Genomic DNA, 21,987 nt, shown 5'->3' on the forward strand with positions numbered 1-21,987 from the left:
GTGGAAGCGGCGGGCGGGGCAGCGCCCCGTTCCTGACCGTTCCTGAATCCCCTTGATTCCACTGATGAATCGGAGAGCCCACCAATCCGATTGACTCTGCCGGTTCTGTTAGCTTTATATTAGAACATATCATGAACAAATGAGCCAGCGTGGTTCTCTGTTCAGAACCAGTGACGGCTTCAAATTTTGGTTGGGAAGGAGCGGCGCATATGAACGGCGCACGCACGGGTACGCTTGCGTCCTTGCGCGGCAGCATCGCGCGCATCGAGGCGCCATCGGATGCGACGATGCCGAACCGCGTCGCGCTCGGACACACGAGCGTGGATGCGATGCTGCGCGGCGGGCTTGCGTCAGCCGTGCTGCATGAGGTGTTCGCAAGCGGCCATCAAAGCGGTGCCGCGACCGGCTTCGTTGCAGGGCTTGCCGGACGGCTGTCGCCGCGCAAACCGCTGGTCTGGATGCGGCAGGATTTTTCCGACCGCGAAAGTGGCGCGCTGTCGATGAGCGGGCTCGCCGAACTCGGCCTCGATCCGCGGCTGCTGGTCACGGTGCGCGCCGCCGATGTCGACAGCGGCTTGCGCACCGCCGCCGACGCGCTGGCCTGCGACGCGCTGGGCGCGGTGGTGCTGGAGGTCTGGGGCGATGCGCGCCAGCTCGATCTCGTCGCCAGCCGCAAATTGACATTGGCCGCGCAAGCCTCCGGCGTCACCGCGCTGGTGCTGCGGATTGCGGCGACGCCAATTCCCTCGACCGCGGAGACGCGCTGGATCGTGCGCGCGGCGCATTCACCGCCGGGCTCGGCCGCGAGTGCCTCAATGCCTGCGGCGCCCTGGGGCGCGCCGCGGTTCGATGCCGAGCTGGTGCGCAATCGTCATGGCCCGGTCGGGCGATGGATCATGGAATGGAAATGTGATGAGTGCCAATTCAGTGAACCGTCGGCGCATCCTCAGCCTATGGCTGCCACGCCTGCCCATCGACCGCATCACGCGCAGGTTGGCGCAGAGCAGCGTCTCGCGAGCTGATGCGCGGGAGGTGTTAGGGCTCCCTCTCCCGCTTGCGGGGGAGGGTTGGGGTGGGGGTTTCTCCACGAGTCACACTCTTCGTGAGGAGAGAGCCCCCACCCGGATCGCATCTGGCGATGCGATCCGGCCTCCCCCGCAAGCGGGAGAGGCGAAACAAGAAATCCCCAGCGTCGTCGTCGCAAAGGACCACAACGCCATCCTGCTGCAGTCTATCGACGAGGCCGCGGTGCGTGCGGGGCTCTCGATCGGGCTGCCGCTCGCCAATGCGCGCGCGATCTGTCCGGAGCTGACGGTTTACGACGCCGATCCCGCCGCCGATGCGAAGACGCTGAACGACATCGCCGACTGGTGCGACCGCTTCACGCCGCTGGTGGCGCTGGATCCCCCTTATGGGTTGTTCCTCGACATTACCGGCTGCGCGCATCTGTTCGGCGGCGAGCGCGCGCTGCTGCAGATCGCGACGAACGCGCTGAGCCAGCGCGGTTTTGCGGTCAGCGCCGCAATCGCTGGCACCTCGATCGCGGCGCGCACGCTGACGCGGCACACCTCGGGCAAGATCGTCACCGCCGGCGAGGAAGCCCACGCCATCGGCCCGCTGCTGGTCGCAGCGCTCGGCGCCGGCGAGGCTGTTACCACCGGGCTTCGCCGCGCCGGGTTGAAAACCATCGGCGATGTCGCCGCGCGCGCGCCGCACGAGATCTCGGCGCGGTTCGGCGCAGCCTTCACGACGCTGCTCAGCCACGCGCTCGGGCAGGGCGATGCCCCGATCAGTCCGCGCAAGCCGCTGCCCGATTACATCGTGGAGAAACGTTTCGCCGAGCCCGTCACCACCGACAGCGTGATCACGCTGACGCTGCAAAACCTCGCCCGCACGCTGGTGACGGCGATGGACAGACAGGGCAAGGGCGCGCGGCAACTGGAGGCGAGCTTCTTCCGCACCGACGGCGCGGTACGCAGCATCGCGGTCGAGGCCGGGCGTCCGGTCACCAGGCCCGAGATGATCGACCGCCTGTTCCGCGAACGGCTCGAAAGCTTAAACGATCCCCTCGATCCCGGCTTCGGCTTCGATCTTATTCGCCTCGCCGCAGGGCGTACCGAGATCGTGGTGCAGCAGCAGCGCGATCTCGACGCGTCAGTGCATGACAATGACGAGATATCCGCGCTGATCGACCGCATCGCCGCCCGCATCGGCGGAAAACGCGTGGTCGTGCATCTGCCGCTGCAGAGCCACATCCCCGAACGATCAGCGCTCGCCGTCCCGGCGCAGCATCATCTTGCCGCCGCCGCGCAAGCCGCCTGGCCGGAGCGGATCGCGGGCGAGCCGCCGCTGCGTCCCTTGCGGCTGTTCGACCGGCCGGAGCTGATCAATGTGCCATTCGCGACCGTACCCGACGGTCCGCCGCATCAATTCACCTGGCGGCGCGCGCAGCATGAGGTTGTCAGGGTCGAAGGCCCCGAGCGCATCGCGATGGAATGGTGGAAGCAGGACGGTCAATCGCTGACACGGGATTATTTCCGCGTCGAGGACGCCGCGGGCCAGCGCTTCTGGATCTTTCGCGATGGCCTTTATGAGAGCGAGCTGAGAGACGAGGCGGGCAAGCCCGTTCCGGCCAAATGGTATGTGCACGGGTTGTTCGCATGAGCATGCCAGGAATTCAGCTGATGCCCGACTATGCCGAGATCGGCATCACCAGCAATTTCTCCTTCCTGCGCGGCGGCTCCGATCCGCGCGCCTATGTGCATGAGGCGAGCCGGCTTCGTATTCCCGTGATCGGGATCGCCGATCACAACACGCTGGCCGGTGTGGTGCGCGCCTGGAAGGAGCTCGACAATTCCGAGGTCGAGCATCCGCCAAAACTCCTGATCGGTACCCGCATCGTCTTCATCGACGATACGCCCGACATCCTGGTCTATCCGCGCGACCGCGCCGCTTACGGCCGGCTGTGCCAGTTGCTCACCCGCGGCAAGCGCGGTGATGACATCACGCGCATCGAGAAGGGCGACTGCCGTCTCGCACTGTCCGATCTCATCGACCACGCCGAGGGCCAGCTTCTCGTGCTGACGCTGCCGCATCGCTTTGATGCGGCTGTTGCGCTCGATGTTCTTACGCACCTGAAGGAGAGCTCTGCCTGTGGCGTCTGGCTTGCCGCAAGCCTGCTCTATCGCGGCGACGACAAGCGCCGCCTCGCGCGGCTGCATGCACTCGCCGCCAAGGCCAGTGTGCCGCTGCTCGCGACCAACGAGGTGCTCTATCACCATCCGGCGCGGCGTCCACTGCAGGATGTGCTGACCTGTATTCGCGAAAAGACCACGATCGAGGCGGTCGGCCGCAGGCTCGAGGCCAATGCCGAACGCCATCTCAAGCCCGCCCATGAAATGATCAGGCTGTTCCGCGACTGGCCCGCGGCTGTTACCGAGACCATGCGCTTTGCCGGCCGCATCAATTTCTCGCTGGACCAACTCAAATACCAGTATCCCGACGAACCGGTGCCGCCGGGCAAGACCGCGCAGCAGCATCTGGAGGACCTGACCTGGGCCGGCGTCGACACATATTTCGATGGCGAGATCGACGACAAGCTCCGCACCACCCTCAACAAGGAGCTCGCGCTGATCGCCGAGCTGAAATACGCGCATTACTTCCTCACCGTGCACGACATCGTGCATTACGCGCGCAGCCAGAACATTTTGTGCCAGGGGCGGGGATCGGCGGCGAACTCGGCCGTCTGCTACGTGCTCGGCATCACCTCGGTCGATCCGACCAAGGTCGACCTGCTGTTCGAGCGCTTCATCTCCAAGGAGCGGCTGGAGCCGCCCGACATCGACGTCGATTTCGAGCATTCGCGACGCGAGGAGGTGATGCAATATGTCTACCGCCGCTACGGCCGCCATCGCGCGGCGATCATTGCCACCATCATCCATTATCGCCCGCGCAGCGCGATCCGCGACGTCGGTAAGGCGCTCGGTCTGACGGAGGACGTCACCGCGGCGCTCGCCGATACCGTGTGGGGAAGCTGGGGCAAGGGCCTCAACGACATGCAGGTGCGGCAGGCCGGGCTCGACCCGAAAAACGCGATGATCAATCTTGCGGTCGAGCTCGCCACCGAGCTGATCGAGTTTCCACGTCATCTGTCGCAGCATGTCGGCGGCTACGTGCTGACCCAGGACCGGCTCGACACCTATGTGCCGATCGGCAACGCCGCGATGGACGACCGCACCTTCATCGAATGGGACAAGGACGACGTCGACGCGCTCAACATGATGAAGGTCGATGTGCTGGCGCTGGGCATGCTGACCTGCATCCGCAAATGTTTTGATTTGATCGACGACCACAAGAACCAGCGCTGGGCGCTCGCCACCGTCCCGCAGGACGACGAGCGCGTCTACGACATGCTGTGCCGTGGGGAATCGCTCGGCGTGTTTCAGGTCGAGAGCCGCGCCCAGATGAACATGCTGCCGCGGCTGAAGCCGCGCGAGTTCTACGATCTCGTCATCGAGGTCGCGATCGTGCGTCCCGGGCCTATTCAGGGCGACATGGTGCATCCCTATCTGCGGCGGCGGAACGGCCAGGAAAAGGTCAGCTATCCCGCACCGTCACCCGAGCATGGTGACAAGGATGAGCTCTACAATGTCCTGCACAAAACGCTCGGCGTGCCTCTGTTCCAGGAGCAGGCGATGCGGATCGCGATCGAGGCAGCGCATTTCACGTCCGAGGAAGCCAACGGCCTGCGCCGCTCGATGGCCACCTTCCGCAATGTCGGTACCATCGGCCAGTATGAGGCAAAGCTGGTCGGTAACATGGTCGCGCGCGGCTACTCACCCGAATTCGCCGCAAGCTGTTTTGACCAGATCAAGGGCTTTGGCAGTTACGGCTTCCCGGAAAGCCATGCCGCCAGCTTCGCCCAGCTCGTCTACATCTCCTCATGGCTGAAGCATTATCATCCCGACGCCTTCTGCTGCGGCCTGCTCAACTCGCAGCCGATGGGCTTCTATGCCCCGGCGCAGATCGTCGGTGACGCCCGCACCAACGGCGTCACGGTGCGCGAGATCGATGTCTCCCACAGCTTTGCGCAGAACACGCTGGAGGAAAGGGGTGGAAACTATTGCGCGGTGCGCCTCGGTTTTCGTCAGATCGATGGCTTTCACTGGCTGGATGAGGACGAGGAGAGGTTGAAGGAAGTTCAGTCGTCATTCCGGGGCGCGCGTAGCGTGAACCCGGAATCCATTCCTCAACATGGATGCGGCCCAATGGATTCCGGGCTCTCGCTACGCGAGCCCCGGAATGACGGGGAGAGAAACGCGACCAACCTCGAAGGGACTGCGCTCCCTCTCCCGCTTGCGGGGGAGGGTTGGGGTGGGGGTGTCTCCACGCGCGACACTCTTCGTGAGGAGAGAGCCCCCACCCGGATCGCATCCGACGATGCGATCCGACCTCCCCCGCAAGCGGGAGAGGTGCAGCGAACCAGGGGACAAGTTGTTGCAGAACCCAAAGACTGGGCCGACCGCATCGTCGCCGCACGCAACCGGAGACCCTTCACCTCGCTGGAAGATTTCGCCCGCGACACCGCCTTGCCGAAACGCGCGCTGATCCTGCTCGCTGATGCCGATGCGTTCCGCTCGCTCGGGCTCGACCGCCGCGAGGCGCTGTGGGCGGTGCGGCGGCTGCCTGACGACGTGCCGCTGCCGCTGTTCGAGGCGGTAGTCGCCCGTGAGCAGCCGGATGAAAACGCAAAACCGCTGCCGGAGATGCCGCGCCCCGAGCAGGTGGTCGCCGACTATCAGACCATTCGCCTGTCGCTGAAGGGCCATCCGATGGAGTTCTTGCGCGAGATGTTCACGAAAGAGCGCGTCGTCGCCTGCACGGAGATCAACAAGGGCAACGATCGCCGCCGCGTGCGCTGCGCCGGCGTGGTGCTGGTGCGGCAGCGGCCGGGCAGCGCCAAGGGCGTCGTGTTCATGACGCTGGAGGACGAAACCGGCATCGCCAACATCGTGGTGTGGCCGAAGGTGATGGAGCAGTACCGCAAGGAGGTGATGGGCGCGCACCTGATCCTGGTCGAGGGATATATCCAGAGCAGCCCCGAGGGCGTGACGCATCTGGTGGCGCAGCGCATGATCGACCGCTCCCACGACCTGATCGGCCTCGCCAACGATTCCCTCACCCGCAAGCCCCCGGTGCCGGCGGGACCTGCACTGATCGAGCCGCTCAACGACGATCGCCGCGATCACGCCGATGCGCCGGCGCAGAAAATCCGCCACCCGCGCAACGTCCGCATCCTGCCGCCGTCACGGGATTTTCATTGAAATGCAAAGCTCAGACAATTCATGTCGCAAGAATGCGTGGGTATGACCCACCAGCGGCGCCAAACATTCGGTGTCTTCCCGGCGCAGGCCGGGACCCATAACCACCGAAGGTCATTGTCGCGCGAGGTCGGAACGACGAGTCCCCTTACAACAGCCGCTGCGGCGTATGGGCTTTCGCCGGGACGACGGATGAATAAGCGGCCACATATTATTCACTCCACCGATGCCCCGACCGGCGGGCCACCTGGAGGCCGGTGCAAAAACGTGATCGATGCGTAGGCACCGACCCACGAGCCCGCGGCGGCGAAGGCGACGTAGATCCAGTTCTCGGTATAGCTGATCACGGCGTAGGACGAGAGCAGATACCAGATGCTGCTCCAGCTCGCCGCCGGCACGCGCTTGCGGGCGACGACCGCCGAGGTGAACATGACATAGACCGCGTCGGTGGCCGCGGTCGCGACGAAAACGCCGCCGGCGGTAAGGGGATCGATGGCAGCCATGGTAACTCCTGTTTCAACCGGGCAGAGCCTTGAGCATGATCCGGGACCTAAGCATGACGGACAAAACCGGGCACCGCTTTTCTGTCATCATGCTCGGGCATAGAATCATCCGGTCGAGGAATCTCCATGCAGGACATCAGTGAAATCCTTGCCGATATCTGGATCGCGGCCGGCGGCGCGCCGTCCGCGCTCGATGCGGTCAGGCTGACCGGCAGCGAACCGCAACTGCCGTCGTCATTTCGCGTCGCCGCGGCGGCGCAGGCCTCGATCGCAGCCGCCGGCCTCGCGGCCGCAGAGATCTGGACAGCACGCAGCGGCGAGAGGCAGGACGTCGCGGTCGACATGCGCCACGCGGTGGTCGAATGCCGCAGCGAGCGATACTTGCGCGTCGACGATAAGCCGCCGCCGCCGGCCTGGGACAAGATCGCCGGCGTCTACCGCGTCCGCGACGGGCGCTCTGTCCGCCTCCACACCAATTTCCCGCATCATCGCGACGCGGTCTGCAAGGTGCTGGACTGCCCGGCGGAGCGCGACGACGTGCAGGCCGCGCTGCTGCAATGGGACGGCGAGGCGTTCGAGACCGCGGCCTATGCGGCCGGCGGTGTCGTCGCGCTGATGCGCTCGCATGATGAATGGTCGGCGACCCCGCATGCGAAAGCGCTCGCGACATTGCCGCTGATCGAAATCGAGAAGATCGGCGACGCCGCGCCAAAGCCGTGGCCCGCGGGTGACCGGCCGCTGGCCGGCATCCGTGTCCTCGATCTGTCGCGCGTCATCGCGGGCCCCGTCGCCGGCCGCACGCTCGCCGCCCATGGCGCCGACGTGCTGCTGATTTCCGGTCCCGATCTGCCTGTCATCCCGTGGCTGACCATCGACACCGGCCGCGGCAAGCTCACGAGCTTCGTCGAGCTGACGAGTGATGAGGGGCGGGCCGTGATGCGCCGCCTGGTGGCGCAGGCCGATATTTTTTCGCAGGGCTATCGCCCGCAGGCGATCGCGCGCCTCGGCTTCTCGGCGGAGGAGGCGGCGCGCATCAATCCGGGCATCGTCTATGTGACGCTGTCGGCCTATGGCCATGCCGGTCCCTGGGCGGAGCGCCGCGGCTTCGATTCGCTGGTGCAGACCACGACCGGCTTCAATCACGCCGAGGGGCAGGCGGCCGGGGTCGACGGGCCGAAGGAGCTGCCGGCGCAGATGCTCGACCATGCCACCGGATACTTCATGGCGTTCGGCGCCATGATGGCGAAGGCGCGCCAGGCGCGCGAGGGCGGCAGCTGGCACGTCCGGGTGTCGCTCGCGCAGACCGGGCGCTGGTTATGGAATCTCGGCCGCGTCGCCGGCGGGCTGGCAACCGCGGATCTCAAGGCCGACGCGGTGACGCCCTTCATCGAGCAGCTTCCGTCCGGCTTTGGCACCTTGAGCTCGGTCAGGCACGCCGCGGTGCCGTCCAAAACCCCGGCCTATTGGGCCTGTCCGGCGATGCCGCTCGGCAGCCATACCCCGGAGTTTCCCGCCCCGGAGTTTCCCGGATAATGCATTCAGTCGCCGTTCAGGCTAGCCAATCTTTAACCCCAGTCGCTGCCGAACCACGATTTTTAGGTTGTTTGCAACACCAAATCGGCACTATTAGCGCACCGCTGGGGCCGTCCCGCCGGAAGCTGAAACGATCGACCTCCGGACCGCATGTTTAGAGACCTTACCCAACGAATGCAGAAGCTTAGCCGCCCGCGCCTGATGGCGGCCGTGGCGTTGCTGGCGGTCGCCATTGCCGGCGCCTACGGCTATACGCGGTTCAGCACGGCAAAGCAGACCTCCTCGGATGTCTCGAGCCAATCCCGCAAGGGGGCTTCGCGTTACACGCCGACGGCGGCCGAATGGGCCAGTCTCACGTTCCAGCCCGTCACCGAGCATACGTTCCGCTCCGAGCTCGTCACCGAAGGCAAGATCGGCATCGACGAGGATCGTTCCACGCCGGTGTACTCGCCCTATACCGGCCGCGTCACCCGCCTGCTGGTGCGGCCGGGCGAGACCGTGACCAAGGGACAGGCGCTGTTCGTGATCGAAGCTGCCGACACGGTGCAGGCCCAGAACGACTATGTCGCGGCGATGACCGGCCTGAACAAGGCGCAGTCGGCGCTCGATCTCGCGCAAATCCAGGAGACGCGCGCCAAGGATTTGTCCGATGGCAAGGCGATTCCGCTGAAGGACTATCAGCAGGCCCAGGCGACGCTGGTGCAGGCGCAGAACGATGCCCGCTCGGCACAGACCCTGCTGGAGGCCGCGCAGAACAAGCTGCACATCCTCGGCTTCGGCGACGAGGCCATCACGACGCTGCAGCAGAGGGGCCGCCTCAATCCGGAGACGACGGTGTTCGCGCCGATCGCCGGCACCATCGTGCAGCGCAAGGCCGGCCCTGGCCAGTATGTCTCGACCGGCGCCAGCGATCCGGTCTACGTGATCGGCGATCTCACCACCGTCTGGCTGATCGCCTTCGTGCGGGAATCCGATGCCGACAATGTCGCGGTCGGGCAGGACGTCAGCTTCAGCGTGATGGCACTGCCGGGCAAGGTGCTGACCGCCCGGATCAACTATGTGGCGGCCGCGATCGATCCGACGTCGCGCCGCCTTCTTGTTCGCGCCACGATCGACAACAAGGACAACCGGCTGAAGCCGGAGATGTTCGCCAATGTGACGCTGTTTTCGGCCGGCGATCACCCGGGGGTCGGCGTGCCGAAGCAGGCGCTGATCTACGAGGGCGACCAGGTGCGGGTCTGGGTCGCCCGTGCCGACGACAAGACGATCGAGCTGCGCCAGATCAAGCCCGGCCTGATCAATGGCGACCTCGTCGAGGTTGCCGGCAATCTGAAGCCGGGCGAGCAGATCGTGACCAAGGGCAGCCTGTTCATCGACCGCGCCGCGTCCGGCACGTAAAGCATGATCCGGAAAAGTGGAAAGCGGCTTTCGCTTGCGACCAACGCGGACCGCGTTGGCGCGGAGATCATGCTCAATCAAAGTTCTTCCAGCCTGAAAGCTTCGATCTGAATGGATCGTCTTGTCGCCCTTGCCGTCAACCGCCGCTACTTGATGGTGGCCTTGTTCGCCGTCGTTTTCATCGGCGGTCTGCTCGCGTTCCAGCAGCTCAACATCGAGGCCTATCCCGATCCGACTCCGCCGATGGTCGACATCGTGACGCAGAGCCCGGGCCTCTCGGCCGAAGAGATCGAGCGCTATATCACGATCCCGATCGAGACCCAGGTCGCCGGCATCAAGAACCTCAAGACCATCCGCACCATCTCGCTGTACGGCCTGTCCGACGTCAAGCTGCAGTTCTCCTTCGACTACACCTATGACGAGGCGCTGCAGCAGGTCTTGAACCGCCTGTCGCAGCTTGCACCGTTGCCGGGCAATGTGCAGCCCGGCATCTCGCCGGTCAGCCCGATCGGTGAAATCTTCCGTTATCGGCTCAAGGGCCCGCCGAACTACAGCGTGCTGGATCTGAAGACGCTGCAGGACTGGATTCTGCAGCGCCGCTTCCGGTCGGTGCCCGGCGTGATCGACGTCACCGGCTGGGGTGGCAAGACCAAGACTTATGAGATTCAGGTCGACTTCAACAAGCTGGTCGCCAACGGCCTGACATTGCCGCAGGTGCTGCAAGCCATTTCCAACGCCAACATCAATGTCGGCGGCAACACCGTGAACATCGGCTCGCAATCGGCCGTGGTGCGCGGCGTCGGCCTGATCCGTTCGATCGATGATCTCGCCAACACCATGGTCTCGCAGTCTGGCGGCAATCCGGTGCTGGTCAGGGATGTCGGCACTGTGACCATCGGCGAGAAGCCGCGGCTCGGCATCGCCGGCATCGACAATGACGACGACATCGTGCAGGGCATCGTGCTGATGCGCCGTGGCGAGCAAAGCTCGCCGACGATCTCCCGCGTCGAGCAGCTCGTCAACCAGATCAACAATTCCACGATCCTGCCGCCGGGCGTCAAGATCGAACGCATCTACGACCGCAAGGACCTGATCGAGCTCACCACCCACACCGTGTTGCACAACATGGTGGTCGGCATCCTCCTGATCGTGCTGTTGCAGTGGATCTTCCTCGGCGACCTCAGAAGCGCGCTGATCGTCGGCGCGACGATACCGTTCGCGCTGTTCTTCGCCGTGATCATCCTGGTGCTACGCGGCGAATCCGCCAATTTACTGTCGGTCGGCGCGATCGATTTCGGACTGATCGTCGACGCCACCGTGATCATGGTGGAAGCGATCTTCCGCCGGCTGTCGCAGACCACGGCGCTGTCGGAAGATGAGCGGAGCCACATCTCCCAGGAAACCGTGATGGGGATGAAGAGCCATGCGATCCTGTCGGCGGCGGCGGACGTCTCGCGCTCGATCTTCTTTGCCGCCACCATCATCGTCGCCGCGTTCCTGCCGCTGTTCACGCTGGGCGGCGTCGAGGGCAACATCTTCGGCCCGATGGCGCGAACCTATGCCTATGCATTGGCGGGCGGACTGCTGGCGACGTTCACGATCACCCCGGCGCTGAGCGCGATCATCCTGCCGGCGCACATGCACGAAACCGAGACCTGGATCGTCAGGAAGCTCGATGCGATCTACCTGCCGGTGCTGAACTGGGCGATTACCAACCGCAAGATCGTGATGGCCGGCGCCGCCGGCCTCGTGGTCATGACCGTCATCTGCGTGCGGTTCCTTGGCCTCGAATTCCTGCCCAAACTGGAAGAGGGCAATCTGTGGATCCGCGCCACGCTGCCGCCGACGATCTCGCTGCAGGAAGGCAATGCCTACGTCAACGAGATGAGGCGGGTGATCCGCAGCCGTCCCGAAGTGGAGGCCGTGGTGTCGCAGCATGGCCGGCCCGATGACGGCACCGACGCCGCAGGATTCTTCAATGCCGAGTTCTTCGCACCTCTGAAGCCAGCCGGCGAATGGCCCGGAACCCACGACAAGGAAGAACTGACAGCGCAATTGCTTGCGCAATTGCAGGACAAATTCCCCGGCGTCGAATTCAACTTCTCGCAGTACCTGCAGGACAACGTCTCGGAGGCGGTGTCGGGCGTGAAGGGCGAGAACTCGATCAAGCTCTATGGCAGCGACCTGCAGGCGCTGACCGACACCGCCAACAAGATCAAGTCGGTGCTGTCGACGGTGCAGGGCGTTACCGACCTTGCGGTGTTCACCTCGCTCGGCCAGCCGACCATTCAGATCGACGTCGACCGTGCGCGGGCAGCGCGCTACGGGCTGGCGCCCGGCGACATCAACGCCACAATCAAGGTCGCGGTCGGCGGCGACACTGCCGGCGATCTCTACGAGCCCGGCAGCGACCGGCATTTTCCGATCATCGTCCGGCTTGCGCCGGAATATCGCAAGAGTGCCGAAGCGATCCAGAACCTGCGGATCGGGGTCGCGAATCCCAATGGCGGCACCACCCAGATCCCGCTCAGCGAAGTCGCCTCGATCAAGCTGGTCTCGGGCGCCGCCTATATCTACCGCGAGCAGCAGGAGCGCTACCTTCCGATCAAGTTCTCGGTGCGCGACCGCGATCTCGGCAGCGCGATCCTCGAAGCACAGCAGAAGGTCAATGAGCAGGTTCAGCTGCCGCCCGGCTCGCGCCTCGAATGGGTCGGCGAGTTCGGCAATTTGCAGGATGCGATCAAGCGGCTGTCGATCGTGGTGCCGATCAGCCTGGTGCTGATCGCGGTGCTGCTGTTCTTCAATTTCGGCTCGATGGTCGACACCATGCTCGCGATGAGCGTGATCCCGATGGCGATCTTCGGTGGCGTGCTCGGGCTCCTGATCTCGGGCATCCCGTTCAGCGTGTCGGCGGCGATCGGCTTCATCGCGCTGTTCGGCATCGCCGTGATGGACGGCATCATCATCCTGTCGCAGTTCAACCAGCTGATCGATGAGGGCTACGACCGAATGCGCGCGGTGATCCGCACCGGCGAGCTGCAGCTCCGCCCGGTGCTGATGACCTGCGTTGTCGCCGGCGTCGGCCTGCTGCCGGCGGCGATCTCGGGGGGCATCGGCTCGCAGGTGCAGAAGCCGCTCGCGATCGTTGTCGTCACCGGCATGATGCTGGCGCCGCTGGTGATCCTGATCACGCTGCCGGTGTTGATCTCGTATTTCTCGCGCCGGCCGCGCGACCGCTGAGCATGATCCGGAAAAGTGTGCCGCGGTTTTCCGAACAGATCATGCTCAAACAAAAGTCAATCAGGTGAAACCATAGAGCCGCGCAGGATTGTCGACCAGGATCGTCTTGCGGACCGCGGCATCCGGCGCCCAGACCGGAAGCTGGTTGAGGAGGCGGCCGTCGTCGATCTGGTACAGCGGCGTGACGTCGGTGACCTTCTTGTCCGATGGCGTCACCGAATTCGGATGCGGCCAGTCGGTGCCCCAGACGATGCGCTCGGCATTCGCCGCGATCAGCGCCTGCGCCAGCGGCGCCGCGTCAGGATAGTCGGGCGCGAGCCTGGAGGCGCGGTAGGCGCCGGAGATCTTGACATAGGCCCTGCCGGATTTGACCAATTCAAGCAGGTCGGCAAATCCCGGCTGCCCTGTGCCGAGCGCGGCCTCGGCGCCGCCGAAATGGTCGAACACGACGGGAACCGGCGAGGTGGCGACCAGGTCCTTGATCGCGGTGATCATGGCGAGGCTGGTGAACAGCTGGACGTGCCAGCCGCGCGCCATCATCCGCTCGACCGCGGCCGAGAAACGCTGCCGGCCGACATTGGGATCGTTGACGCCGCCGGTCGCAAGGTTGAGGCGGATGCCGCGGAAGCCTGTCTTGTGCATGCCGTCGAGGTCGCTCTCGCTGGTCTTGTCGTCGATCACGGCGACGGCGCGCGCCGTCGCGCCGCGGGCCATCATGCCGAACAGCGTCGACGAATTGTCGGGGCCGTAGACGCTCGGCGTCACGATCACCACGCGCTCGATATTCAGCGCCTTGTGCAGGGCGCTCATTTCCTCCGGCGAGGCCGGTTCCGGCGTGTAGACGCGGCCTGCGAAGAACGGGAATTTCTCGGGGTCCCCATGGATATGGGTGTGGCAGTCGCACGCGCCGGCCGGCACGTCGAAGTTCACCGCCGTCGATGGCTGCGAGGCCTTGGAAAATGCGTTGCTGCTGGTCATGGTCACTCCCGCCGCGATGGAAGCAAGCATCATACTGCGTCGCGTCAGCATTGGACGTCTCCCTGCGTGCTCGGCTGTTATGCGCGCTATGCGCGCGCCGGCGTTATCGGTCGCCGGTGGGCAGGGAGGTTATCGGGGGACGGTGCGGGCGGGAAGGGGTGGACATTCGCCATGCAGACGGTTCCGCGTCGCGGCCTATTGTCCGGACGGCGTCCGCAGGCCCTGCCAGGCGTCGCGGACCTGATGGTAGTGGACTTCGGGCAGATAGTCCGGCGTGTTGAGAGCGAGCGTCTTGACGTCGAGACGCCCGATCGCGCTGAGCAGCGTATAGGAGGCGATCACGCGGTCTCGCTGCGCGCCGATCAGCCGCGCCTTGGCGAGGATCAGGTCCTGCTGCGAGTTCAGCACGTCGACCGTGGTGCGCTGGCCGCCCGCGGCCTCCTTCTGCACGCCGGCCAATGCAACGGTTGCGGCCTTCACCTCGGATTCGGAGGCCGATACCGCGATCTTGGCGCCCTCATTGGCGACCCACGCGCTGACCGCGGCGGTCTTGGCCTGATTGCGGACCTGGTCGAGCACCAGCCGGCTCTGCGCCGCCACTTCCTTGGCCTGCCGGGTCTGCGACGACGCCGTGCCGCCGTCATAAATCGGTTGCGTGACCTGGCCGATCACGGAGGCCTGGTCCGTCCCGAAAGTGCCGAGGGTGGAGTCGCTGTCGCGGCTGCGGCTGACACTGCCTTGCACGCTGACCTGCGGCAGCAGGCTGCTCTCGGCAACGCGGATCGAGGTCGAGGCGACGTCGACATCGTAGCCTGCCGCCATCACGGCCGGATGCTCGCGGAAGGCAAACCCGACCGCGTCTTCGCGGCTGCGCGGCAGCAGCCGGTCGACGGCGTCCGCGGAGCGCAACTGCGACGGCGGGTTGCCGATCAGCTGCGCATAGGTGGCCTGGCTGATCGCGAGGTTGACCTCCGCAGCATTGAGGTCGGACAGGCCGCGGCTGAGCCTGGCCTCGGCCTGGGCGGTGTCGGTCGGCGTGACGTCGCCAGCGTTGAGGCGCCGCTGCGTGATCGCCTGGGTCTCCTTCAGGAAGGCGACGTTGGAGCGTTGCGCCTCGACCAGCGTCTGGTTGGCCAGCACGTTGGTATAGGCGGTGACGGCGTCGAGCAGCACGCCCTGACCGACGTTGCGCAGCGCCTCGCGGCCGGACTGCACCTGCAGTTCGGCCACGCGGACGCTGTTGGCGGTCTTGAAGCCGTTGAACAAGGTCTGGGTCACCGTCACGCCGATCTGCCACGGCTTCAGCGTCGCGGTCTGGATGACGTTGCCGGGCAACTGGTCGCGCACCGCCTGCAGGCCGGCCGAAAGACCCGCGATGATTTGGGGCCGATATGCGGCCAGCGCCTGCGGCACGTTCTCATCGGTCGCGCGCTGGCGCGCCCGCTCGGCATTGAGCTGCGGATTGGTCTGGTACGCCTTGGCCAGCGCTTCGGACAGGCCTTCGGCACGGACAGCAGGCGCAGACAACACACAAGCCAGTGCGCCAAGGCGGATGCCCGACAAAAGCACGCGCCTCTTGACGTCACCGACCCTCGCGGCACGCTCAACCATGTGATCCCGCAAACCAAACCCCAGCCGTCCGCCCCCGCCGACGGCTTCGACACATCTACCTGTTTAGGGGGCGGCACCGCCACAGGCAAACCGCCACGCGACATCTGCACACCGATTCAATTGTTGTCTGTTGCCGCTTCGTCACAGGCGAACGTGAATGTCATATGGAGTATAGATTTCAGCCGCCGGCCGTCGATTCAGGATGCCGGTTGTCCACAGCCCCGCCGGGTCCATTCCTGATGCCGCAAATCTTCTCTGATCCCGAGGCCATCGCGGAACATATCATTCGCGACGTCGGAACTGATCTGGTGGTCGGACTGCCGCTCGGCCTCGGCAAGGCCAACCACATCATCAACGCGCTGTATGCACGCGCCATCGCCGACCGCTCCATCAACCTGACGCTGTTCTCGGCACTTACGCTGGAAAAGCCGAAGCCGAAAAACCTGCTCGAACGGCGCTTCATCGGCCCGGTGATCGATCGGCTGTTCGGCCTCTATCCGGATCTCGCTTACGCTGACGCGTTGCATGCCGGGGCATTGCCGTCCAACATCAAGGTGATCGAGTTCTTCTTCCTCGCAGGGCAGTGGCTCCATTCACCGATCGCGCAACAGAATTACATCTCGGCGAACTACACCCATGCTGCGTCGTATCTGTTGTCGCGCGGGTTGAATGTGGTCCCCCAGCTCGTCGCCAAACGCGTGGTCGACGGCGTGGCGCGCTACAGCCTGAGCTGCAACACCGATACGACGCTCGACATCTTGCGCGCCCGCAAGCAGGGCCGCGCGTCGTTCAAGCTGATCGCCCAGGTTAATTCCGAGCTGCCGTTCATGCCCGGCGCCGGCGACCTGCCGGCGGATGAATTTGCCGCGGTGCTCGACAGCCCCGACACCGACTTCCCATTGTTCGCACCGCCATCCGAGCCGATCAGCGACACCAAATACGCGATCGGGCTGCATGCCGCGGGTCTGGTGCGCGACGGCGGTACGCTGCAGATCGGCATCGGCCAGGTCGGCGACGCGCTGGCGCAAGGCCTTATCGTCCGGCACCGCGACAACGCGCAATTTCATGGCATCATGAAGCGGCTCGCGCCTGAGACCGAGCAACTCGCCACGGTCGAAACCGGGCCGTTCGAGAAGGGCCTCTATGGCGTCAGCGAGATGCTGTTCGAGGCGTTTCTCGGCCTGATCGACGCCGGCATCCTCAAGCGTGATGTCGACGGCACGATCCTGCACGGCGCGTTCTTCCTCGGGCCAAAATCGTTCTATCGGGCGCTGCGCGAGATGACGCCGGAGCAACTGGCCCGGATCCAGATGATGCCGGTGTCCTTTACCAACGAGATCTTCGGCGACGAGGAGGCCAAGCGCCGCGCGCGCGTCGATGCGCGCTTCGTCAACAATGCGATGATGGCGACGCTATTGGGCGCTGCGATCTCGGACGGCCTCGAGAATGGTCAGGTCGTGAGCGGCGTCGGCGGCCAGTACAATTTCGTGGCGCAGGCGTTCGCACTGGAAGGCGCGCGCTCGGTGCTGGCGCTGGAGGCGACCCATCAAGCCGGCAAACGAATGCAGTCGAACATTCGCTGGTCCTACGGGCATGAGACCATTCCCCGGCATCTGCGCGACATCTTCGTCACCGAGTATGGCGTCGCCGATGTGCGCGGGAAATCCGATGCCGACGTCGTCGCGGCAATGCTGCAGGTCTCGGATTCCCGCTTTCAGAGCGAACTGATGCGGCAGGCCAAGGACGCCGGCAAGCTGCCGCGCAATTATGAGATTCCCGCCGCTCACCGCGAAAACCATCCCGAGCGCATCCGCGACGCGCTGAAGCCCGCACGTGACGCAGGCCTGTTGCCGTCGTTCCCGTTCGGCAGCGATTTCACCGACGTCGAGCAGCGTTTGATCCCGGCCTTGCAAATATTGCAGGACGCGCAGCGCACGCCGCTGCAACTGCCCGGCTTGCTGTGGCAAGGGATGAGGCATCCGCCTGATGCTGCCGACCGCGACTGCCTGGCGCGGCTCGGCCTAGACAAGCCCACGTACTTTGCCGAGCGCGCCTATCGCGCGCTGGTCAGCGCGGCGCTGGCGCGGAGCAGGGGAGGCTAGTTCTTTGTTTTGAGCATGATCTTTTCGGAAAACCGCTTCGCACTTTTCCGGATCATGCTCTAACGATTCTTGTTGACCGGCTTGCGCTTCTCGATAAATGCCGCCATGCCTTCGGCGCGATCTTCCAGCGCGAAGGTCGAGTGGAACAGGTTGCGCTCGACGCTCATGCCTTCCGACAGCGGCGTTTCGAACGCGCGGTTGATGGCTTCCTTGGCCATTGCCGCCGCCGGGCGCGACATCGAGGCGATCTTCTCGGCCGCGGCGAACGCCTCTTCCATCAGCTTGTCGGCGGGAACGATCCGCGACACCAGGCCTGAGCGCTCGGCCTCGGCGGCGTCCATCATCCGCCCGGTGAGACAGAGATCCATCGCCTTGGACTTGCCGATCGCGCGCGTCAGGCGTTGCGTGCCGCCAATGCCCGGGATGGTGCCGAGTGTGATCTCCGGCTGGCCGAATTTCGCGGTGTCGGCGGCGATGATGATGTCGCACATCATCGCGAGCTCGCAGCCGCCGCCCAGCGCATATCCGGCCACCGCCGCAATCGTCGGCTTGCGGCACCGCGCGACGCGATCGCCGCCGACCGCGGCGAAGTCGCTGGTGAACATGTCGATGAAGCCCTTCGGCTGCATCTCCTTGATATCGGCGCCGGCCGCAAAGGCCTTTTCACTGCCGGTGATCAGGATACAGCCGATCTTGTCGTCGGCCTCGAGATCGTCGACGGCAGCTGCGATTTCGCGGAACACGCCGAACGACAGTGCGTTTAGCATCTTCGGGCGGTTGAGCGTGATGACGCCGACCGGTCCCTTGCTCTCGACAATGATGAATTCGAACGTAGCCATTGACGCAAACCCCGTGCCTGATTTGCCGGGCAATGTGCCCGCTGGCGGGATGCGCATCAAGTGGCCGAACGGAGGTGCCGGGCCGCCGCGGTGCGGCGCTACCCGCAGGCGCTACCCGCAGCCCGCGCCGGCGAACGTGGCTCGGCTACGCCATGAACATGCGCGCGGCGGAAGCCACCGTGAGCAGGGCCCCGAAGCCGATGAAAATCTTTCCGATCAGCGACGTCTGGTCCCAGGTCGAGCTATCGCCGCTTGCCAGAACCGGGGCCGGCTTGTCCGGGGCCATCGCGACGGTCTGCGGCGGGGCCGGCGGGGTCTCCTGCTGTGCTGCTTGCTGCTGAACCGGTTGCGGCTGCTCGGCCGGCTGAGCCTGTTGCAAGGCACGATCGACATCGTTGAGCTGGTCGGATGCGACCACGCTGGTGTCGGAGGCCGGCCTGTCGGCCGCGGCCAGCATCGGGCCGGCCTTGGGAACTGCGTTCGTGTCGTTGGAGGTCAGCTCCGCATTGGCGTTGGCGACCGAGGCCGGGATCCCCGCCGCCGTCACGCTGCCGGCGTCGCTAACGTCCTTCTTGCTGTCCGACTTGTCGGCGGTCCTGTCGGACTTGCGGTGCGCATAGCGCTTGCCGTGCCGCGAGCTCTGCCGGACGGATTTACCGGCCGTGGCACTGTCGGATGTCGACGCAGCGGTGTCCGAACCAGCCGCGCTTGCCGGCAACGGACCGGCGATACACACAAAGAGCCCTGTCGCAATGATCAAGGCCAAGCGCCCGCTGGCTTTGATTTTCATTTGATGATCTCCCCATTCACCCGTCCCAGCGCCGAAATGAGACCTCGCTGCGTGTCCACACCGGGGCAGAAAAAGGGAATCTTCGGGCCACAGCGGGCAAAAGCTGGGCAATTTTTCTGCTGGGAGCGGAGATGGCGAAGGGCCAACGATGCCTCGTGTTCGGATCGATGTTATGAGCAGGGGCTTGAGGAGCCTGCCGCGGCGATTCTCCGTAGCCGGATGCCGATACCATCGCGGCGGTGCTTATGATCACGAGATCGTGATCGCGGCACGCCCGGTGTAACAAATTGAAAGATCGGTCGAATTGCAGTCTAGGAGCGCGCGTGCGCGAACGTGAAGACGAGTGGACCGGCCTGATGCGGTCGGCCATTTCAGGCGACAGTGCGGCGTATCATCGCCTGCTTAAGGCCGTCACGCCGGTGCTCCGCGCAGCGGCGCGCCGCGGTCTGGCGCGCGCGGGACAACCGGTCGACCAGTCCGAGGACATCGTGCAGGACATTTTGTTGGCGGTGCATTTGAAACGGCACACCTGGGACACCAGCGCTCCTTTCGCGCCCTGGCTGTTCGCGATCGCGCGCAACAAGCTGATCGACGCTCTGCGACGCCGCGGCAGGCGCATCTTCGTCAACGTCGACGACTTCGCCGAGATCCTGCCGGGGGAGGTGGCCGAGCCGACCGCGTCGGCGAGTGAAGTGGCCGCCCAGTTGCAGGCCTTGCCTGCACGGCAGCGCGACGTGCTGCAGTCCATTGCGGTCGACAGCGCTTCAATCAAGGACACGGCAGCCAAACTATCGATGACCGAGGGCGCGGTGCGGGTGGCGCTGCATCGCGGCCTGGCGAGCCTGACGGCGAAATTGCGGGAACAATGAGCATGGATACCGATCAACTCATTCAGACGCTGGCCACCGACAATGAGAACCGTGCGCGCCCGGTTGGTTTTGCGCTGATGCTGGCGCTGCTCGCCGCGGCCCCGGTCTCGCTGTTGATCTTCTTCGCCGAACTTGGCGTGCGTCCGGACGTCATGACTGCGATGCATAATCCGTTCTTCGACCTGAAGTTTGCGGTGACGCTGGCGCTGGCGATCTCGGCAACAGCCGTCAGCCTGCATCTGTCGCGGCCGGAAACCTCGCTGCGCGGCTTTGGCTGGTGGCTGTTGATCCCGGCCGGCATCCTCGTTGCCGGCATCAGCGGCGAGATGATGATGCCGCAGCGGGCGCCGATGATGACGCGACTGGTCGGTAGTAATTCGAAGGCCTGCATGGCCGCGATCCCCGCGATCTCGCTGCCGCTGCTGGCAGGTGCGCTGTACGGGCTGCGGCAGGGGGCACCGGCGCGGCCGGCGATCGCCGGCGCGGTCGCCGGCATGATGTCGGCGGGATTGGCCGCGACGCTCTACGCGTCGCATTGCACCGATGATTCACCGCTGTTCGTGGCGACCTGGTACACGATCGCGACCGCGCTGGTCACGGCGATCGGCGCGCTCGTGGGAGCGCGGATGCTTCGATATTAAATTGCAGATCGTGGCCCGGATGTTATGCCGCGGGCGCGGATTGCTGCATGCGGTGGAAGCGCAAGACCTGTTGCGCGGTCGAGGGCCGCAGACGCTCATAGGTCTCCTTGCAAGCCTGCAAGTCGGTCGGTTCGGCGCCAGAAATCTCGTCGCGCAGATCGATGATGGCCCGCACGGTCGACCATGACAGGCCCGACACCTTGGCAAGGATCATCACGCCCTCGGCGCGGGTTTCGATCATCATGTTCTCGGCGATGCCCACTGTGACACTGGCGAGCGCGGCGAGCGAGGCGTTGGTCTCGTCGAACTTGCCGGCCTCGGCAAACGCCGCGAGCTGGAATTCGTCGAGCCGGCCGTCGTCATAGAGCGACTTGACCAAGGCATGCGCGATCGCGGTGTCGGGGGCAACAGCGCCGGGACCTGAGCGCGCGCGTCGTGTCGCTTCCTTCACCGCAATCGGGATTTCCTTGGCCTGCTGCGGTATGGCGGCCTCGAGCCGTTGCCGTACGGTGTCGGAGGCCTTCGCAACCAGCTTGAGATAGAGATGCCGCGGAATGTTCGGGCGCAGGCCGACGCAGGTCGACAGATTGTCATCACCCTCGGCGCGGCTGACCAGGCGGGTGAAGCCGCGTTCGGTGAACTCCGCGCCGGGATTGTTGACCGTGCTCTGGATTACCTCGTCATTGCCGCGCAGGACCAGCACGTCGGTGACGGCGCCGCTCAGTGCCTTTCTGGTCGAAATGGCCAAAAGGTGCGCCTGGCTCTTGCTGCGCGCCGTCTCGATCAGGGCATCGTCGTCGAGCCGGGCCGACCGTGCGAGCACGGGGCCGGCAACCTCGATCAGGTCGTCGAAGGCCAGCGTACGGATCGTCCGCGGCGGCGCGCTGTCGATCGGCGCGAGCCGGTTGGCGAGCAGCGCCTTCGCCGAGCTTTCGATGTGTTCGAGCAGACACTGGAAAACGTCGTCGAACAGGCCGACCTGCTCGTCCGAATAGTCCACCGAGCCGTTGATGAAGAGATCGGTCACACGGCGCAGCGTCTCGACGCGACGCGCCACTGTGCCGTGGGCGAGCGTGGTCTGCAATTCGTCGAGCAGACTTTCAGGGGCGGTCGCGTACTTCGAACTCATGACTCTATCCTGGAGCGTCAAATAAAGGCGGCGA

15 protein-coding genes are annotated in these 21,987 nt (G+C 65.0%); 9 read left to right on the forward strand and 6 right to left on the reverse strand.

Annotated elements, in window-relative coordinates; translation table 11 throughout:
* Positions 1-209: 209 nt before the first annotated feature.
* The 3 genes from UP10_RS00335 to UP10_RS00345 are packed head-to-tail and all read left to right on the forward strand — an operon-like array spanning position 210 to position 6,323.
* Positions 210-1,022: an ImuA family protein gene (locus UP10_RS00335; RefSeq protein WP_044585468.1), complete on the forward strand. Its 813-nt coding sequence runs from the start codon at positions 210-212 to the stop codon at positions 1,020-1,022.
* Entirely contained in the window at positions 913-2,664 is a 1,752-nt protein-coding gene (locus UP10_RS00340; RefSeq protein ID WP_502692145.1) for a Y-family DNA polymerase, read from the forward strand. Before UP10_RS00335 ends, UP10_RS00340 begins: the two co-directional genes overlap by 110 nt.
* Before the next feature lie 20 nt (positions 2,665-2,684).
* The gene (locus UP10_RS00345; RefSeq protein ID WP_156179580.1) at positions 2,685-6,323 is read left to right on the forward strand and encodes an error-prone DNA polymerase; all 3,639 of its coding nucleotides are present in this window, start codon (positions 2,685-2,687) and stop codon (positions 6,321-6,323) included.
* A gap of 212 nt (positions 6,324-6,535) precedes the next feature.
* Here the strand turns inward: UP10_RS00345 and UP10_RS00350 are convergent, their stop codons facing one another.
* Positions 6,536-6,823, reverse strand: a complete 288-nt coding sequence (locus UP10_RS00350; RefSeq protein WP_044537411.1) for a hypothetical protein — start codon at positions 6,821-6,823, stop codon at positions 6,536-6,538.
* Between the two features lie 126 nt (positions 6,824-6,949).
* Here UP10_RS00350 and UP10_RS00355 point away from each other — a divergent pair, with 126 nt between their 5' ends.
* The 3 genes from UP10_RS00355 (at position 6,950) to UP10_RS00365 (ending at position 12,994) form a co-directional block, all read left to right on the forward strand.
* Positions 6,950-8,356 carry a CoA transferase gene (locus tag UP10_RS00355; RefSeq protein ID WP_044585470.1) on the forward strand — a complete coding sequence of 469 codons (1,407 nt, stop codon included), beginning with the start codon at positions 6,950-6,952 and terminating at the stop codon, positions 8,354-8,356.
* Between the two features lie 150 nt (positions 8,357-8,506).
* Positions 8,507-9,754, forward strand: a complete 1,248-nt coding sequence (locus tag UP10_RS00360; protein ID WP_044585471.1) for an efflux RND transporter periplasmic adaptor subunit — start codon at positions 8,507-8,509, stop codon at positions 9,752-9,754.
* Between the two features lie 111 nt (positions 9,755-9,865).
* On the forward strand, positions 9,866-12,994 hold the full coding sequence (locus UP10_RS00365; protein ID WP_044585472.1) for an efflux RND transporter permease subunit: 3,129 nt from the start codon (positions 9,866-9,868) through the stop codon (positions 12,992-12,994).
* A 60-nt stretch (positions 12,995-13,054) separates the two neighbouring features.
* Here UP10_RS00365 and UP10_RS00370 read toward each other — a convergent pair whose 3' ends face one another.
* Together UP10_RS00370 and UP10_RS00375 are read right to left on the reverse strand one after the other, a co-directional pair.
* Entirely contained in the window at positions 13,055-14,023 is a 969-nt protein-coding gene (locus UP10_RS00370; RefSeq protein WP_044585473.1) for an amidohydrolase family protein, read from the reverse strand.
* A 144-nt stretch (positions 14,024-14,167) separates the two neighbouring features.
* Positions 14,168-15,583, reverse strand: coding sequence for a TolC family outer membrane protein (locus UP10_RS00375; RefSeq protein WP_044585474.1), 1,416 nt, complete (start codon positions 15,581-15,583; stop codon positions 14,168-14,170).
* A gap of 239 nt (positions 15,584-15,822) precedes the next feature.
* On the opposite strand from UP10_RS00375, the gene UP10_RS00380 reads away from it, so the two are divergent.
* Complete coding sequence (locus tag UP10_RS00380) at positions 15,823-17,685, forward strand: acetyl-CoA hydrolase/transferase C-terminal domain-containing protein (RefSeq protein ID WP_044585475.1); 1,863 nt, start codon at positions 15,823-15,825, stop codon at positions 17,683-17,685.
* A 59-nt stretch (positions 17,686-17,744) separates the two neighbouring features.
* Here UP10_RS00380 and UP10_RS00385 read toward each other — a convergent pair whose 3' ends face one another.
* Positions 17,745-18,524 carry an enoyl-CoA hydratase gene (locus tag UP10_RS00385; RefSeq protein ID WP_044585476.1) on the reverse strand — a complete coding sequence of 260 codons (780 nt, stop codon included), beginning with the start codon at positions 18,522-18,524 and terminating at the stop codon, positions 17,745-17,747.
* A gap of 145 nt (positions 18,525-18,669) precedes the next feature.
* Positions 18,670-19,314 carry a hypothetical protein gene (locus UP10_RS00390; protein ID WP_044585477.1) on the reverse strand — a complete coding sequence of 215 codons (645 nt, stop codon included), beginning with the start codon at positions 19,312-19,314 and terminating at the stop codon, positions 18,670-18,672.
* Positions 19,315-19,637: 323 nt separating this feature from the next.
* On the opposite strand from UP10_RS00390, the gene UP10_RS00395 reads away from it, so the two are divergent.
* Both UP10_RS00395 and UP10_RS00400 read left to right on the forward strand, forming a co-directional pair.
* Complete coding sequence (locus tag UP10_RS00395) at positions 19,638-20,183, forward strand: sigma-70 family RNA polymerase sigma factor (protein ID WP_044537301.1); 546 nt, start codon at positions 19,638-19,640, stop codon at positions 20,181-20,183.
* 2 nt (positions 20,184-20,185) lie between these two features.
* A complete protein-coding gene (locus UP10_RS00400) occupies positions 20,186-20,824 on the forward strand; it encodes an NrsF family protein (RefSeq protein WP_044585478.1) in 639 nt (212 codons plus the stop codon).
* A gap of 22 nt (positions 20,825-20,846) precedes the next feature.
* On the opposite strand, the gene UP10_RS00405 is transcribed toward UP10_RS00400, so the two are convergent.
* Positions 20,847-21,953, reverse strand: a complete 1,107-nt coding sequence (locus UP10_RS00405) for a DUF2336 domain-containing protein (protein WP_044585479.1) — start codon at positions 21,951-21,953, stop codon at positions 20,847-20,849.
* Positions 21,954-21,987: the final 34 nt, after the last annotated feature.

The organism is Bradyrhizobium sp. LTSPM299, from assembly GCF_000938235.1.
In the GTDB taxonomy this organism is placed as follows: Bacteria; Pseudomonadota; Alphaproteobacteria; order Rhizobiales; family Xanthobacteraceae; genus Bradyrhizobium.

Excerpts from the sequence above, each read along its gene's own strand:
- UP10_RS00335 (WP_044585468.1), top strand. The coding sequence starts at position 210 with ATGAACGGCGCACGCACGGGTACGCTTGCGTCCTTGCGCGGCAGCATC.
- UP10_RS00340 (WP_502692145.1), top strand. The coding sequence starts at position 913 with ATGAGTGCCAATTCAGTGAACCGTCGGCGCATCCTCAGCCTATGGCTG.
- UP10_RS00345 (WP_156179580.1), top strand. The coding sequence starts at position 2,685 with ATGCCCGACTATGCCGAGATCGGCATCACCAGCAATTTCTCCTTCCTG.
- UP10_RS00350 (WP_044537411.1), bottom strand. The coding sequence starts at position 6,823 with ATGGCTGCCATCGATCCCCTTACCGCCGGCGGCGTTTTCGTCGCGACC.
- UP10_RS00355 (WP_044585470.1), top strand. The coding sequence starts at position 6,950 with ATGCAGGACATCAGTGAAATCCTTGCCGATATCTGGATCGCGGCCGGC.
- UP10_RS00360 (WP_044585471.1), top strand. The coding sequence starts at position 8,507 with ATGTTTAGAGACCTTACCCAACGAATGCAGAAGCTTAGCCGCCCGCGC.
- UP10_RS00365 (WP_044585472.1), top strand. The coding sequence starts at position 9,866 with ATGGATCGTCTTGTCGCCCTTGCCGTCAACCGCCGCTACTTGATGGTG.
- UP10_RS00370 (WP_044585473.1), bottom strand. The coding sequence starts at position 14,023 with ATGCTGACGCGACGCAGTATGATGCTTGCTTCCATCGCGGCGGGAGTG.
- UP10_RS00375 (WP_044585474.1), bottom strand. The coding sequence starts at position 15,583 with ATGGTTGAGCGTGCCGCGAGGGTCGGTGACGTCAAGAGGCGCGTGCTT.
- UP10_RS00380 (WP_044585475.1), top strand. The coding sequence starts at position 15,823 with ATGCCGCAAATCTTCTCTGATCCCGAGGCCATCGCGGAACATATCATT.
- UP10_RS00385 (WP_044585476.1), bottom strand. The coding sequence starts at position 18,524 with ATGGCTACGTTCGAATTCATCATTGTCGAGAGCAAGGGACCGGTCGGC.
- UP10_RS00390 (WP_044585477.1), bottom strand. The coding sequence starts at position 19,314 with ATGAAAATCAAAGCCAGCGGGCGCTTGGCCTTGATCATTGCGACAGGG.
- UP10_RS00400 (WP_044585478.1), top strand. The coding sequence starts at position 20,186 with ATGGATACCGATCAACTCATTCAGACGCTGGCCACCGACAATGAGAAC.
- UP10_RS00405 (WP_044585479.1), bottom strand. The coding sequence starts at position 21,953 with ATGAGTTCGAAGTACGCGACCGCCCCTGAAAGTCTGCTCGACGAATTG.